Origin of the sequence: Sphingopyxis sp., from assembly GCF_050725615.1 — a bacterium.
Classification (GTDB): domain Bacteria; phylum Pseudomonadota; class Alphaproteobacteria; order Sphingomonadales; family Sphingomonadaceae; genus Sphingopyxis.
Genome location: NZ_JBOHHU010000106.1, coordinates 1 through 13334, shown reverse-complemented (window position 1 = coordinate 13334; position 13334 = coordinate 1). Strand labels below are relative to the sequence as shown.

The following is a 13334-nucleotide window of genomic DNA, read 5'->3' as shown; positions in this document are numbered from 1 at the left end:
GACTCAATATGACCCAACCGCCCTTGTCGGTCTCGCTGGCCAAATTGGAGGCTGAGTTTGGCGTCCGCCTGTTCTCGCGGGACCGTAGCAAGGTCGCTCTGACAGCGGCAGGAGCGGCCGCCTTGCCTCACGCGGCCCAGGCTCTCTTTCACATCGAGCAGGTCAAGGCGGCGGTCCGGGAAAGCCTTCTCGGTTCGACGGGCCGGCTGCGGATCGGCTTCGTGGGCTCCGCGACCTACAGCCTCCTGCCCAAGCTGCTCAGCGGATTCCGTCTGGAATACCCAAACATCGATCTCTCACTGGAGGAGTCTTACACCACTGCCTTGTTGCAGAAGCTGTCGGACCGCCAAATTGACGCAGCACTCGTCCGCACTCCCGTGATTGGAGACCTGGACGCAGAACTGCACATCCTCGAGCACGATAGCTTTGTGGCGGTGGTGAAGTCGCCCGGTCCGTATGACGATCGGTCGAGCATAGACATCAGCGAACTGCGGGACGCGCCGCTCATCACCCATCCCGAGTCGGCCGTTCCGAACATGAGAGCTATTATTATGCTCATGTGCCACGAGGCGGGCTTTCAGCCGAACGTGGTGCAGGAAGCGATCCAGGCGCAGACCATGATATCGCTTGTGCAAAGCGGCATCGGGGTCGCGCTCGTCGCCGGGGTGACCCGTCATTATTCGGCGACCGATATCAAATTTCTCCAGATCAAGGGTTCGGAACACAGCAACCGGATAGGGCTGGCCCTCGCCCTTCCGAGGGACCAACGCAGTCGCGTGACCGAGAAATTTTTGGAATTTGCGCTTCGTCAGGCGCCCTGCGATTCGAGGCTTACCTGAGCGACCAGGCTTGGCGTTCTCCGACGACGGCGCTCCTTCGTCGGCATCCCCGACCAGATGACAGTCCAATCGGGGCGCACAGGCTGTACAGACGGGGATGAACCAGGCGCCAGCCCAAGGTCGCCGACGACCGTTCCCGATGCCCAATCATGAGCGCTTCAGACAGGGAACATTGCCTTCGGTTGCCCGCTCCTAGGCGGCCACCACGTTCGACACCGACGACGTCGCGAGCGTCATGCCGGGGTAACCCGCATCCATTTCCTCATCGAGCGCCGCCTTGTAGGCAAGTTGGCCGCCGATGAAGGGCTGGATTTCCGGACGCTTGCCCGGAACGTTGGCACCCATGTACCATGATTTGGCCTTGGGCATGAGGCTCATGTTCGCGACTTCGTTGCATTTTTCCGCCCAACGGTGAGCCGCGTCAAGATTCGCTTCGTACCGGTGGACTCCGGTTTCTTCGAATTTGGCGACGGTATTTACGACCCAGTCACCTTCGAGCTCAGCGGCGGTCGGCCCGTTCAGGAAGGCCGACGGGCTCTGCAACGCATAGGTAAAGAGGAGATTGGGGAACCCGGGCACCATTTTTCCCAGGTAAGTGAGATATTTCTCGTCCCAGATATCCTTGATTGTTCGCCCAGCGGCGTCTTTGATGTCGAGCGCTGCCAACGCACCGGTGCAGTTGTCGAAGCCGGTTGCATAGACAATGCAGTCAAACTCGCGCGCTACGCCGCCAGCCACGATGCCACTCTCAGTGATGCATTCGATGGGCGCGGCATTGACGTCGATCAGGTCCACATTCTCCTGATTGTAGGCGTCGAAATACCATTGCTCGAGGCAAGGCCGCTTGGCTCCGAAGGGGTGCGGCGGCTCGGTCGGCGCAAGCAGTTCGATCAGGGATTCTTTCTTGATGCGCTTGCGGACTTCGTCGCGCCAGAAATAGTAGTGATCCCGATTGCACTCTTCGTCGAAGAACATATCCGAGGGTGCTCCGAGCCAATAGCGGAAACCCTTCTGATCCCAGTTCCGCCGCAACGCCTCGTCTTTTTCTGCAGGGGAGCGGTCGGCCCAGGGACGGGAATCCAGATCGTACGCAAAACCGCCGAACGTCTTCTTGCTGTACTCCATCGCAGAGCCGATCAGCGGCCCCATCTTGGCGTATTCCTGCTCGCTGTACGTCTCCTGGCCCATCGGGAGGGCGAGGTTAGGCGTGCGCTGGTAGACCGTAAGATGATCGGCCGTCTTGGACGCCTCCTGAATTGTCTGCACACCGGACGCGCCGGTTCCGATGACGGCCACGCGCTTTCCGGCGAACGAAACCTCACCCTTGGGCCAGCGGGCGCAGTGGTACGACTCGCCCGCGAACGTCTCGATCCCGGGAATTTTTGGAAAGATAGGGGTCGTGGTCGAGCCCATCGCCAGTACGAGGTGGCGGGCGCGACGTACCGTTCCGTCGCTGAACCGGGCGGTCCACAAGCTTTCGGCATTGTCGAAAGAGGCGCCCTCGAGCCGCGTGCCGAAGGTCATATGGGGCCGCAGTTCCCATTTATCGGCCACGAAGTTGAAGTATGGCTTCAGTTCGCGCCAGCTGGGAAACTTCTCCGAGAAGGTAAAGTTCTGCCGGATCTCGGGGTCCGTGAACTGGTAGACCCAGACTTCCGAATCCACCCGCGCACCTGGATAATTGTTCCTGTCCCAGGTTCCGCCCGGCCCCTCACCGTCGTCAAAGAGATGGACACGGTACCCCCGCTTCAGGAACTCGTGAAGGATGTACAGGCCCGAGAACCCGGCCCCTACAACAATGACGTCCAGATCGATGCTATCGCCGCTTTCCGCTTTCATTTCACCCATCCTCGTCCAGCCCAACTTAGAGTAATTCATATCAAGCTCTCGACCGGCGAATTTCCGGCGCAACATGAAGCTCTTTGCGCCTTCATTATTGCGCTTCGTCGGTCGATTTCCGCGAGGAGGCTAGGCGGTTTTTCGGGATCGATCCAATATTGAAAGGGAAGAAGTTAATATCGAAAGGATATCGATCGCCTCAAGTCCGGCCTTCCGTCGTACCGCTCACGAACGGCAACGTCTCCGTGACGGGCGCCATGGGGCCGCTCCGCCACTGCCACGACTCCGCGTCGAGAGGTAGACCCAGCCCCCTCCGATTATCTTGAAGTAGGTGAAGTCGGTCTGCCACATCTCGTTCGGTCGCGTGGCCTAGGTGTGGAACTTCTCGGCGGCCTTGATCACTGTGTAGGCCGGGCTGGTGATGAGGTCATGAGCCTTCAGCAGCCGGTAAACCGTGGCTTCTGGCACGAAGTAGCGCTTCTCGTCGGTGAAGCGCACGGCCAGCTCGGGGGGGTGAGATCGGTCTGCTCCAGCGCGTGTTCTTCGAGCCTGACCTCGTGCGTGGTCGAATCTTCCTCGCGGTCGTCGATGCGGATGGTCCAGTCGCCCGGCGCATAGAGATCGTTGGAGAGCTGCCTTTCGATCCGGCGCGCCCGGTCTGCGTCTGCGGTGGCGATCACGCCGCCTACTGCCGCCAGAACGCCGCGCAGAGTCCTGCATCCAGGCGGGTAACGTGGCAAAGCCATCGGCCAGATCTGCACACAGTTTTTCGCCGTGTACTGGATCTGCCAGCAGACTGCTCAGGCGATCCCGCCACTCTGCAACGTCATCACCTGGCATTGTGTCCCGCAGCCAATACAAAGCCTGCACAATCCGCATGGCAGGTCGCCCTGCCCAGTAGAGTTTGCTGGCGGCCGTCTTGTTCCCCGTCAGCGCCTATGGCACAGATTTGAGGTTGTGATTTAAGGAGGATTTGGGCTTCGTCGTAGTGACGAAGGAACGAAGATGAAGCCCAAATCCTCCAATGCAAAATCGCGGACCAAGGCCCCTGCCGAACAGGTAGTGAAGGACATCCGCCGCAAGACCCGCCGACACTTCTCAGCCGGGGACAAGATCAGGATCGTCCTTGATGGTCTGCGCGGCGATGACTCCATTGCCGAGCTGTGCCGCCGCGAAGGGATTGCGCAGAGCCTGTATTACACCTGGTCCAAGGAGTTCATGGAAGCAGGCAAGCGTCGCCGCGCCGGTGACACAGCCCGTGCCGCGACCACGGACGAGGTGAAGGATCTGCGCCGTGAGGCCCGCGATCTGAAAGAGTGCGTGGCCGACCTGACGCTGGAGAACCGCCTGCTCAAAAAAAGCATGACCGGGCTTGGGGGAGACGACGCATGAGATATCCCGCATCCGAGAAGCTCGAGATCATCCGGATCGTCGAGCAGTCGCACCTGCCAGCCAAACGCACGCTGGACCAGCTCGGCGTGGTACGCCGAACCTTCTACCGTTGGTATGACCGTTACCTCGAAGGCGGGCCGGAAGCACTGGCAGACCGGCCATCCACGCCGAGCCGGGTATGGAACCGCATCGGAGACGATATCCAGCAGCAGATCGTCGAGATGGCGTTGGAGAAGACCGATCTCAGCCCCCGCGAGCTAGCGGTGCGCTTCACCGACGAGAAGCGCTATTTTGTCTCCGAAGCCACGGTTTACCGGCTGCTCAAGGCCCACGACCTGATCACCAGCCCGGCCTATACCGTGATCAAGGCAGCAGAGGCGTTCCACACGAAAACCACGCGGTCCAACGAGATGTGGCAGACAGATTTTACCTACTTCAAGATCATCGGATGGGGCTTGACGTGATGGCGTGGACGGCCCCTGTATCAGCGTAGCTGTGTCATGATGTGGTCGTTGTAGGTCCACGTCTAGGAGTTGGTACATGAAGCAGGAGGTTGTTAACGTCGGTTTGGATCTGGCGAAGAGTGTTTTCCAAGTTCACGCGATCGGCAGCGACGGGGCCGTTCTTGTCCGGCGCAAGCTTCGGCGCGCAGAGGTGGTCGGCTTTTTCACCGATCTTCCAAGTTGCCTCGTGGGTATGGAGGCATGTGCATCGGCGCACCATTGGGCTCGGGAACTAATCGCGTTGGGGCACGAGGTGCGGCTGATGCCACCTGCCTATGTGAAGCCGTACGTGAAGCGTGGGAAGACCGACGCAGCAGACGCAGAGGCGATCTGCGAGGCGGTGACCCGCCCAACGATGCGGTTCGTCGCCGTGAAGACCGTTGAACAGCAGGCAGTGTTGATGCTCCACAAGAGCCGCGATCTGATGGTGCGACAGCTGACCATGCTCATCAATGCCTTGCGAGGGCACCTCGCCGAGTACGGCATTGTAACCGGCGTCGGCGCAGGCGGCGTGACCGCGATGCTCAAGGCTTTGCATGAGCAACAGGAAGAGCTGCCTGTTCATGCTCTGTCAGCACTGCACGGCTTGGCAGCCCAACTGAGGGCGCTTGCTGGCGAGATCGACCGATTGGAGACGCAGATACTCGCATGGCACCGCGCCGACGAGACGAGCCGCCGGCTCGCCACGATCCCGGGCATCGGTCCCATCACGGCGTCCGCGATCTCAGCGGCAGTGCCAGATGCGTCTCTGTTCCGATCCGGGCGTCAGTTCGCAGCATGGCTCGGCCTCACCCCTCGAGCCAACAGCTCTGGCGGCAGGGAACGATTGGGCGGGATCACCAAGCAGGGCGATGGCTACTTACGGCGGCTGCTAGTGGTCGGCGCGACGGCGGTAATGCGTATGACGCGCAAAAACGCTGATCGGCAGCCTTGGATGGCGCAGCTCCTGGAGCGCAAACCTGCGAAGATCGCCACGGTCGCGCTCGCCAACAAAACGGCGCGCATTGCTTGGGCGGTGATGTCGCGCAAAGAAGTCTACGCGGCCGCAACCGCGTGACCGTCGTCTGCGCTGGCGGGTAACGCTCGTTGGCAGGATGGCGTGAGAGTAGCTGAGTAGTGATGACGAACCGGTTAGACCGGGGGTCGGCAAAACCCAGGGGGTCACAGCGCTTGGAGCGCGATGACGTGATTAGGGAGCCGACCTGCGGACTTCATCAGGGCCAGCAGCCATACGGCGCTGCGCGAACAGGCCGAACACATGGATGCACCCGACCGGTGCTCATCGCTCCATAAAGCTCTTGCGCTGCAGGGGTCGTCCACACATGGACCTACAACGACCACATCATGACACAGCTACGCTGATACAGGGGCCGTCCACGCCATCACGTCACTTCGTCACTACGACGAAGCCCAAATCCTCCTTAAATCACAACCTCAAATCTGTGCCATAGGCGCTGACGGGGAGCAGGGAGGCCGAAGCGATCCAGCCTCCTCGTCGATATCTCCCGTATACAAGTCAGGCGTAGGTATTGGCGCGCTTGAAGATATTGTTCCGCTGGATGGCGGATGACCCACCGATGATCGGCAGGAGGAGCGCATCCCTCACATAGCGCTCAGCATCAAATTCCTTCACATAGCCATAGGCGCCGAAGATTGTCTGGCACTCAAGGGCGACAAACTTGCAGACTTCGGTCGCAAAAAGCTTCGCCATTGACGATTCCACGCCGCAGTCTCGATGTTCGTTGGCCAGCCACGCAGCTTGGTACACCGTCAGCCGTGCCGCGTGCAGCTGCGTTTTCATCTCAGCTAGCTTGTGCTGGATCGACTGGTAGGTCCCGATCAGCTTCCCGAATTGACGCCGCTCGAAAGCGTAACTCCAGGCATCGTCAAGCGCCGCCCGGGCCACGCCGATGGCGATTGCCGCAACCTCCAACTTCTCGACATCGAGCCCTGGGCCAACCAGCATGCGCCATCCGGCATTCCAGCCTACCTCACCGCCGATCAGGTTGGCCAGCGGAACCTCCACGTCTTCAAAAGTGACATCGGTGGTTGCCGCGCCCTTCATCCCGAGCGAATCGATTCTTTCGATCGTCACTCCAGCAGCCGTCGGAGGCACGAGGACGATGGAGAGATTCTTGTGCCGGGCCTCCTCCGGTCCGGTTCGGACCAGCGTGTAGATATAATCGGAAATCTCGGCGCCCGAGCAGAATCGCTTCGCGCCGTTTATGCGGATGACATCGCCGTGCCGTTCTGCCCTGGTCTTGATGCTTGCCAGATCCGCTCCGGCATCGGGCTCGGTCAATCCGTAGGCGAAAATGAGCGAACCATCGGCCACGCGGGGAAGGAACTCTCGCTTCTGCTCTTCGGTTGCACATTCATCGAGATTCATGCCCGCATAGCAGGTGGCCATGATATAGGGCACGGATACTGCGAGACTGCGCCGTGAAAGCTCCTCGATCACAATCATTGTGGCGAGAATGTCGCGACCGGCGCCTCCATGCTCTTCCGGAACGGTCAGTCCCATCATTCCAATATCAGCGAGCTTCTTGAAAACATCGCGCGGAAAATGATTTGCCTTGTCCCATTGCGCTACAAGATTGCGCGGCATCTCCTTCTCGACGAAGCGCTCGAGCGTAGCGCGAAGATGCCCTATGATTTCGCTCTCATCAAAGTTCATTGTTGCGCCTCGATGGCATGACCGAAGACTGGAGCGCGTCGCTCGCGAAAGGCGTTGATCGCTTCCTGATGGTCGGGCGTGACGTTGGACAACGCTTCGTAAGCGAGCGATGCATCAAGGATCTTGCTTGCAAGCTCGCGCAGGCCGATGTTCACGGAAAGCTTCGTCCACCGGATTGCCTTGGTAGCTCCCGCCACCAGGCGCTCGGCGTATTGGGCGACCTGCGCATCGAGGTCGGCAGCTGGCACCGCTCGATTGACGAGACCCATGCGTGCCGCTTCCGGCGCATCGATCAGGTCACCAGTGAGCAGAAATTCCTTTGCGCGTGCATAGCCGATCAACTGCGGCCAGATTACCGCGCCTCCATCGCCGGCCACGAAACCGACGCTGACATGCGGATCTCCGATCTTCGCGTGGTCGGCCGCGAAGATCATGTCGCAGAACAGAGCGATCGTTGCGCCGAGGCCGGTAGCATAGCCGTTGACCTTTGCGATCACGGGCTTCTCACAATCGAGCAGGCCATAGACGATCTGCTTTGCTTCACGGGCTGTCTGCTCGAACTGCGCGGGATTATCGACCATGGCCTGCATCCACTGAATGTCGCCACCCGCCGAAAATGCTCTCCCCGCGCCCGTCAGGATCACGACGTCGCAAGCGGCGTCAGCAGAAATCTCGGGAAAGAGTCTGGCGAGCTCGGTGTGCATCAGCTCATCGATGGCGTTGAGCTGATCAGGACGGTTCAACGTCACTTCGAGAACCCGACCTCGCCGCGAAAAAGCAATGGTTCGATATTCAGAATAAGGTTTCATACACCCGCGCCTCTCCCAGAGCCTTTCGACCGCGACACCCGCAGCCGCCGGCAGGAACCCTTGGTCTAGCCAAAGCCATTCGGTGAGTCAATATTCAGTGAGTATCTGCTCATCGAGAACCGAGGACAACCACAACCAAGCCGGCGCGTGTCCTCGGCATCCTGTTCGAACCAAGGCAATTTCAAGCAAAACCCAAAAAGCTATTGGGATTCGAGTCTTTAGAAGCAGGCCGAGCTACCTCCTGCCGAGATAAGCAGGGTCTTCGCGGCGATGTACGGTTCCTCAGCGCAGACCGTCTCGAACGATTTTCATATAGGTCTGCACGACCTTTTCCGGGATGTCGTTCGCGGTCGGATTATCGCGGACGTATCGCAGGTGAAGGTAGTTGCGCGCTGCCATCAGCATGTAGGCGACGGCTTCCAATTCCTCGTCGTCGAAATTCCGGATTTCGCCGCGAGTAACACCACGCCGCAATGCGCGCAGGTAGTTGTCGCCTAACATGCGGAAATGCGCGCGATGCGCGTCAGGGGCGGCGGACTCCGCTTCGTTCAAAATGCGAAAAAAGCCGGGCTCCTTCTTCAGAAACGCAAAAAACGCCCTGAAACCGCGCTCTTCCATCTCATACAGATTCTCCGTCCCCCTGACGCGATCGCCGACGAAGCGGAGCATTTGGGCGCCGACATGGGGAAGCAATTCATCGAACAGCGCCTGACGAGATGAAAAATAGAGATAGAACGTGCCCTCGGCGATCCCAGCGGCCTGGGTTATCCGCTTCATGGAGGCGTTCATATAGCCATATACGCCGACGACTTGCGCTGCTGCCGCAAAAATTCGTTCCTTAGCTTCCGGGGTCAATTCCTCGCGGGACAGCCGCCTTCGCGCCCGGCCATTTCTCACAGAATCACCGTTAGTCGGCAGATCCGCCCTTTGTTTCTTTTCGCGAGACGCCATCATGGTTCCAGCAATCATACTTCACCGGCATTACCGCGCAGCCGACGGCCAGTCGTATTGCCCTACCGATCAGATGTGTAGCAAGACCAAATTCCACTGATGGATCTGAACACATACATCCAAAGCGCTCCGATTTGACCGCACGGATAGCTGGCGACGCCCTGCAGCAACGGTTTTCCGCTATCCTGGAATTGCCTCGCCCGGAAATGTCTCGGTGTCTATCTGCGACTGAGCAGAGGCGGCATAACGTGCACCCGAAACGGCCTCGAAACGGAAAATACGATCAAGAGCTTCGAGCACCGTCGGAGACATAGCCACCGACAAGGCGCTGAGATTTTGGTCCAGATGCGCTCTGCTCGTGGTGCCTGGGATTGGGACGATGAAATCGCGCTGCGCCAATAGCCAGCGCAGGCAGAGCTGTGCGGGCGTACATCCCACCGACACGGCCAGCTTCGACAGCTTTTCGTATAAGGCCAGGTTTCGGCTGAGATTTGGTTCGACGAACCTCGGCATCTCTGCACGAATATCACCGGAGGCAAAGCGCCCGAACACCTCACCCGCGAGCAGTCCGCGTCCTAGGGGAGAGAAAGCTACGAAGCCTATCCCCAGTTCCGCGCAGGCGTCGAAGACCGCTATCTCCGCGTTGCGACTCCAGAGGGAATACTCCGTCTGCATGGCGGCGATTGGGTGGACGGCATGGGCACGGCGCATGGTCTCCGCAGACATTTCGGAAAGACCGATGGCGCCGATCTTGCCCGCTTCGGCGGCCCTAACTCCTGAGAGGAAGGGCCTACGATGAGTAAGACAACGAACAAATTTGCACCTGAGGTTCGCGCACGTGCGGTCCGGATGGTCCTAGATCACGAAGGCGATCATCCATCACGGTGGGCAGCCATCGTATCGATCGCAGCGAAGATCGGCTGCGTTCCGCAGACGCTTCATGAGTGGGTGAAGAAGGTCGAGGTCGATAGCGGCATCCGCCACAACTTTGATCCGTTCGGCTGGACGAACAGGAATAAGCCCTCCCCGTCGGCCAGCTTGTAGGCGCGATCACTTGGCTTGGAATTTCGGGCCTGAGTCTCCGTGAGAGGCATTGGGGGTATCGCTCCTTTCCGACACTCCGCGAAAATACCCCCAAAATACCCCCACACCAAATCTGGCTGCATGTGGAAGACCATGGGCGCATGCGGACGCGAATCACCCGCAACCCTCTGCTTTTCTTTCGATTTTTGGAAAAATGCGGACGCTTGTGGAAGCTTCCGGATCAAAGGATGGTAGCGGAGGAGGGACTTGAACCCCCGACACCCGGATTATGATTCCGGTGCTCTAACCAGCTGAGCTACTCCGCCCCGAAAGGCCGCCGCGTCCAAGATTGGGCGGGCGAGCAGCGCCTATAGATAGGCGCTGCCCCCCGGTCAATATCCTCGCTGACGTCGTTTAGCGTCGCCCGCGAAAATTGCGTTCGAGCGCGGTTTCCCAAGGGCCGCCGCGATAATGATGCGCGGCGAGGCCGGTGATGACCAGCGGGCGCAGCCGGAAATCCTGCCGCAACTGCGCGAGCAGCGCTTTGGCTTCGGCGGGTTCGACCTTGTTCTGGATGGTGATGTGGAGGCGCGGGGTGCCCTGATCCTGCGCCGACAGCGAACCAGCGAACCAGTCGGCGATGCGCGCACGGATCGCGAGCAGTTCGGGGCTGTCGATGCGATAGGCGACCCCGCCGCCGAGCGAGAAGATGTCGCTGACCAGTGCCGGCGGCGGCGCATCGGCGACGATCGTCTTGAGCAGCCGGTCGAGTTCGCCGAGACACGATGGCGGCAGCTGGTGGAACAGCGTGATATGCGCGCGCAGCTGGTTGCGATCGGGGGGATAGTGGCGGGCGCGGAGCGTGTCGAAGCCATGCTGGTCGGCCGCACCCATCGTCGCGGTTACGATGATGGGCGCGGCGCCAGCAACCCGGCCGGGAGGGGGGATGACCGGGTCGCCGATCACGAGAAGGGATGGGCGCGGCAAGCGGGAGGGGGATGGCCGTGATCCATGGGACACCCTGTCTCGTAGGACGGCGATTTGGTGAATGCCGCAGAAAAACGCCAATCGATAAAATGCATCACAATAATCGTATAAAGCGATGACATAATATTACTCGGCACTTAGCCCGGCCCAAAAGGCCTGAAGCGCCGCCGCCACCTCCCCCGGACGCTCGGCGATCGCCCAATGCCCCGCCCCTTCGATCACCGTCAGCGGCGTCCCGGTATTCGCCGCGAATCGCTGCGCCACCGACAGCGCGACATAGGGATCGCCCTCGCCCCAGACGAGCTGACCATTCGCAGGCAGCCTGGCGATGTCGCGCGCCCAGTCATGCTCGAAGCTCAGCCCCTTCGCCGAACGATAGAGTTTCAGGATCGCGCGGCGCTTGTCCTTCGACGCCCATTGCGCGGCCTCTTCCTCGGCGATGTCGGCGGGCATGCCCGCCGCTGTCAGCCCCTCGGCGAGTTTCGCGGGCTTGTTGCTCAGCATCATGTACAGCTCGCCGAGGATCGGCGTGTTCCAGATCCGCGCCAGCCGGTGGCCGCGATAATCGGGATCGATCACCGCATTCGACGCGGCCCAGCTGCGCAGCAGGTCGGGCCGCAGCATCGCCACCCGCTGCGCGATGAGAGCGCCCCAGTCATGGCCAACGATATCGATCGGACCATGCGCCGCGAACAGCGCCTCGGCCTCCCACACCGCCCAATCGGCATAGGCCTCCTTGGTCGCGGGAAAGCCCGCCGGCAGCGGCGCGGTGAAACCGGGCAAGGCCGGCACCGCCACCGGTGTGTCGCCAAGGTCAAGCGCGGCGAGCAGCGGGCGCCAGATCGCGGGGCTGTCGGGAACGCCGTGGAGGAAAAGTTTGGCGGTGGTCATGGCGTTTTCCCTCGGTCGTTCTGCGTATGGGGGCAAACATGATTGGGGCCATGAACAAAATAGTCCCAGCCTTCCCGCAGCGGGATATCAGCGCGCATTTCCTGATTGAAACGATAGACGTGCTTTCCACAAGCCGCACATCGATAAAAGAAGGTCACGAGGAATGCCGGTACCGAAAACAGGAAAATCGCGAGGAATATCAGATGAGCCTGGAACGCAAGCGCCAGCACCCCGAGGATGAACGCAAGCTTTTCGATAGCGAAACATAGGGAATGATATTTCCCCAATACTCGCACTATTCGATCTCCCCGCGCTCCCGGCGGAGCGCGTACCACTTCTGCACATTGGCATTATGCTCGCTCAACGTCCGCGCAAAAATATGCCCGCCGTCGCCTTTCGCGACGAAGAAGAGATAGTCGTTCGCCTCGGGGTCGAGCACTGCGGCGATCGACGCCTTGCCGGGGTTGGCGATCGGCCCCTGGGGCAGGCCCGCCATGCTGTAGGTGTTATAGCCGTTCACCGCCTGGATTTCGGAGCGCAGGATGCGACGACCGAGCGGCTTGCCCTTGGTGATCGGATAGATGATCGTCGGATCGGCCTGCAGCCTCATGCCGACGCCGAGCCGGTTGGTATAGACCCCCGCCACGGTGCGGCGTTCGGCCGCAACGCCGGTTTCCTTCTCGACGATCGAGGCGAGCGTGATCGCTTCGTTGCGGTCCTTCGCGGCGCTGCGCGGGCTGCGCTTTTTCCACAATTCGTCGAAGGCCCTGTCCATCGCGGCCTGCATCCGCTTGACCACCGCAGCGCGGCTTTCGCCGGTGGTGAAGGCATAGGAGTCGGGCAGGATGCTGCCCTCGGCGGGCACCGGGACGGTGCCGGTCAGCCGCTTTTCGGCCATCAGCCGGTCCCAGACCATGATCGACGGCATGCCCTCCGGGATCATCACGAGGCGCTGGACCGTCTTGCCCGACTGGAAGAGCGCGAGGATGTCGCCCGCGTCCATCCCCTTCTCGATCTTATATTCGCCGGGCTTGATCGGGTCGGACGAGCCGAAGAAGCGCGCCTCGTTGCGGAAACTCGACGCCGACACCGCACCGGCCTTTTCGACGATGTCGCCCGCCTTGGCGATGCTGGCGCCCTGCGGGATCACGACGACGGCATCGCGCGGCGCCCCGCCCGAACAGGCGGCGAGGAGCAGGGCCAGCATCGCCATCGTCAGCCAGCGGAACGGATGCACGCGATTCTCCCCAATTCGATGTCTTAAGGAGACAAAAGTTACGGCCATGAACGCCGAAACTGTCTCCTTTGTCGCCTTAACGCCAACCGGCCCGGCAGGTCATGCCGATGGGTAAAGCATGGCCAGATAATGTAGGAAAGAGGTTTTCCACATCGTCATTGCGAGCGAAGCGAAGCAATCCAGGGC

11 protein-coding genes, 1 tRNA gene and 5 pseudogenes are annotated in these 13334 nt (G+C 60.5%); 5 read left to right on the top strand and 12 right to left on the bottom strand.

Annotation, left to right across the window (positions count from 1 at the left end; translation table 11 throughout):
* Window positions 1–839 (top strand): LysR substrate-binding domain-containing protein (locus tag ACREB7_RS18565; protein WP_431593751.1); only part of this gene is annotated, 839 nt, incomplete at its 5' end.
* Window positions 840–1031: 192 nt separating this feature from the next.
* Here ACREB7_RS18565 and ACREB7_RS18560 read toward each other — a convergent pair.
* The 3 genes and pseudogenes from ACREB7_RS18560 to ACREB7_RS18550 form a co-directional block, all read right to left on the bottom strand.
* Window positions 1032–2678 (bottom strand): flavin-containing monooxygenase, encoded by a 1647-nt coding sequence (locus tag ACREB7_RS18560; protein ID WP_431593750.1) that lies wholly within the window; start codon window positions 2676–2678, stop codon window positions 1032–1034.
* 288 nt (window positions 2679–2966) lie between these two features.
* Window positions 2967–3220 (bottom strand): annotated as a pseudogene (locus tag ACREB7_RS18555) (IS3 family transposase); the annotation flags it as partial.
* Between the two features lie 21 nt (window positions 3221–3241).
* A pseudogene (locus tag ACREB7_RS18550) lies at window positions 3242–3424 on the bottom strand (hypothetical protein); the annotation flags it as partial.
* Between the two features lie 259 nt (window positions 3425–3683).
* Between ACREB7_RS18550 and ACREB7_RS18545 the strand changes: the two are divergent.
* Window positions 3684–4525: pseudogene (locus ACREB7_RS18545) on the top strand (transposase); the annotation flags it as partial.
* An 85-nt stretch (window positions 4526–4610) separates the two neighbouring features.
* Window positions 4611–5630 (top strand): IS110 family transposase, encoded by a 1020-nt coding sequence (locus ACREB7_RS18540; protein ID WP_431593749.1) that lies wholly within the window; start codon window positions 4611–4613, stop codon window positions 5628–5630.
* A gap of 459 nt (window positions 5631–6089) precedes the next feature.
* Here the strand turns inward: ACREB7_RS18540 and ACREB7_RS18535 are convergent, their stop codons facing one another.
* The 4 genes and pseudogenes from ACREB7_RS18535 to ACREB7_RS18520 all read right to left on the bottom strand — a co-directional run.
* Window positions 6090–7250: an acyl-CoA dehydrogenase family protein gene (locus tag ACREB7_RS18535; RefSeq protein ID WP_431593748.1), complete on the bottom strand. Its 1161-nt coding sequence runs from the start codon at window positions 7248–7250 to the stop codon at window positions 6090–6092.
* Entirely contained in the window at window positions 7247–8059 is an 813-nt protein-coding gene (locus tag ACREB7_RS18530; RefSeq protein ID WP_431593747.1) for an enoyl-CoA hydratase/isomerase family protein, read from the bottom strand. Before ACREB7_RS18530 ends, ACREB7_RS18535 begins: the two co-directional genes overlap by 4 nt.
* 282 nt (window positions 8060–8341) lie before the next feature.
* The gene (locus tag ACREB7_RS18525; protein ID WP_431593746.1) at window positions 8342–9028 is read right to left on the bottom strand and encodes a TetR/AcrR family transcriptional regulator; all 687 of its coding nucleotides are present in this window, start codon (window positions 9026–9028) and stop codon (window positions 8342–8344) included.
* A gap of 162 nt (window positions 9029–9190) precedes the next feature.
* A pseudogene (locus tag ACREB7_RS18520) lies at window positions 9191–9784 on the bottom strand (aldo/keto reductase); the annotation flags it as partial.
* Between the two features lie 21 nt (window positions 9785–9805).
* On the opposite strand from ACREB7_RS18520, the pseudogene ACREB7_RS18515 reads away from it, so the two are divergent.
* Window positions 9806–9991: pseudogene (locus tag ACREB7_RS18515) on the top strand (transposase); the annotation flags it as partial.
* On the opposite strand, the gene ACREB7_RS18510 reads toward ACREB7_RS18515, so the two are convergent.
* The 4 genes from ACREB7_RS18510 to ACREB7_RS18495 form a co-directional block, all read right to left on the bottom strand.
* Window positions 9949–10104, bottom strand: coding sequence for an Arm DNA-binding domain-containing protein (locus ACREB7_RS18510; RefSeq protein ID WP_431593745.1), 156 nt, complete (start codon window positions 10102–10104; stop codon window positions 9949–9951). The pseudogene ACREB7_RS18515 and the gene ACREB7_RS18510 sit on opposite strands and share 43 nt — an antisense overlap.
* Window positions 10105–10282: 178 nt before the next feature.
* Window positions 10283–10359, bottom strand: a tRNA-Met gene (locus ACREB7_RS18505).
* Window positions 10360–10447: 88 nt separating this feature from the next.
* Window positions 10448–10927 carry a 2'-5' RNA ligase family protein gene (locus tag ACREB7_RS18500; protein ID WP_431593744.1) on the bottom strand — a complete coding sequence of 160 codons (480 nt, stop codon included), beginning with the start codon at window positions 10925–10927 and terminating at the stop codon, window positions 10448–10450.
* 219 nt (window positions 10928–11146) lie between these two features.
* Window positions 11147–11911 carry an alpha/beta fold hydrolase gene (locus ACREB7_RS18495; RefSeq protein ID WP_431593743.1) on the bottom strand — a complete coding sequence of 255 codons (765 nt, stop codon included), beginning with the start codon at window positions 11909–11911 and terminating at the stop codon, window positions 11147–11149.
* Window positions 11912–11961: 50 nt separating this feature from the next.
* On the opposite strand from ACREB7_RS18495, the gene ACREB7_RS18490 reads away from it, so the two are divergent.
* Entirely contained in the window at window positions 11962–12180 is a 219-nt protein-coding gene (locus tag ACREB7_RS18490) for a hypothetical protein (protein WP_431593742.1), read from the top strand.
* Window positions 12181–12206: 26 nt separating this feature from the next.
* Here the strand turns inward: ACREB7_RS18490 and mltG are convergent, their stop codons facing one another.
* Window positions 12207–13124 carry an endolytic transglycosylase MltG gene (mltG, locus tag ACREB7_RS18485; RefSeq protein ID WP_431593752.1) on the bottom strand — a complete coding sequence of 306 codons (918 nt, stop codon included), beginning with the start codon at window positions 13122–13124 and terminating at the stop codon, window positions 12207–12209.
* Between the last annotated feature and the right edge of the window lie 210 nt (window positions 13125–13334).

Bases quoted from the DNA above. Each gene is read 5' to 3' on its own strand.
- ACREB7_RS18535 (WP_431593748.1), bottom strand. From the start codon at position 7,250: ATGAACTTTGATGAGAGCGAAATCATAGGGCATCTTCGCGCTACGCTC.
- ACREB7_RS18540 (WP_431593749.1), top strand. From the start codon at position 4,611: ATGAAGCAGGAGGTTGTTAACGTCGGTTTGGATCTGGCGAAGAGTGTT.
- ACREB7_RS18495 (WP_431593743.1), bottom strand. From the start codon at position 11,911: ATGACCACCGCCAAACTTTTCCTCCACGGCGTTCCCGACAGCCCCGCG.
- mltG (WP_431593752.1), bottom strand. From the start codon at position 13,124: ATGGCGATGCTGGCCCTGCTCCTCGCCGCCTGTTCGGGCGGGGCGCCG.
- ACREB7_RS18500 (WP_431593744.1), bottom strand. From the start codon at position 10,927: ATGGGTGCGGCCGACCAGCATGGCTTCGACACGCTCCGCGCCCGCCAC.
- ACREB7_RS18490 (WP_431593742.1), top strand. From the start codon at position 11,962: ATGAACAAAATAGTCCCAGCCTTCCCGCAGCGGGATATCAGCGCGCAT.
- ACREB7_RS18525 (WP_431593746.1), bottom strand. From the start codon at position 9,028: ATGATTGCTGGAACCATGATGGCGTCTCGCGAAAAGAAACAAAGGGCG.
- ACREB7_RS18560 (WP_431593750.1), bottom strand. From the start codon at position 2,678: ATGAAAGCGGAAAGCGGCGATAGCATCGATCTGGACGTCATTGTTGTA.
- ACREB7_RS18510 (WP_431593745.1), bottom strand. From the start codon at position 10,104: ATGCCTCTCACGGAGACTCAGGCCCGAAATTCCAAGCCAAGTGATCGC.
- ACREB7_RS18530 (WP_431593747.1), bottom strand. From the start codon at position 8,059: ATGAAACCTTATTCTGAATATCGAACCATTGCTTTTTCGCGGCGAGGT.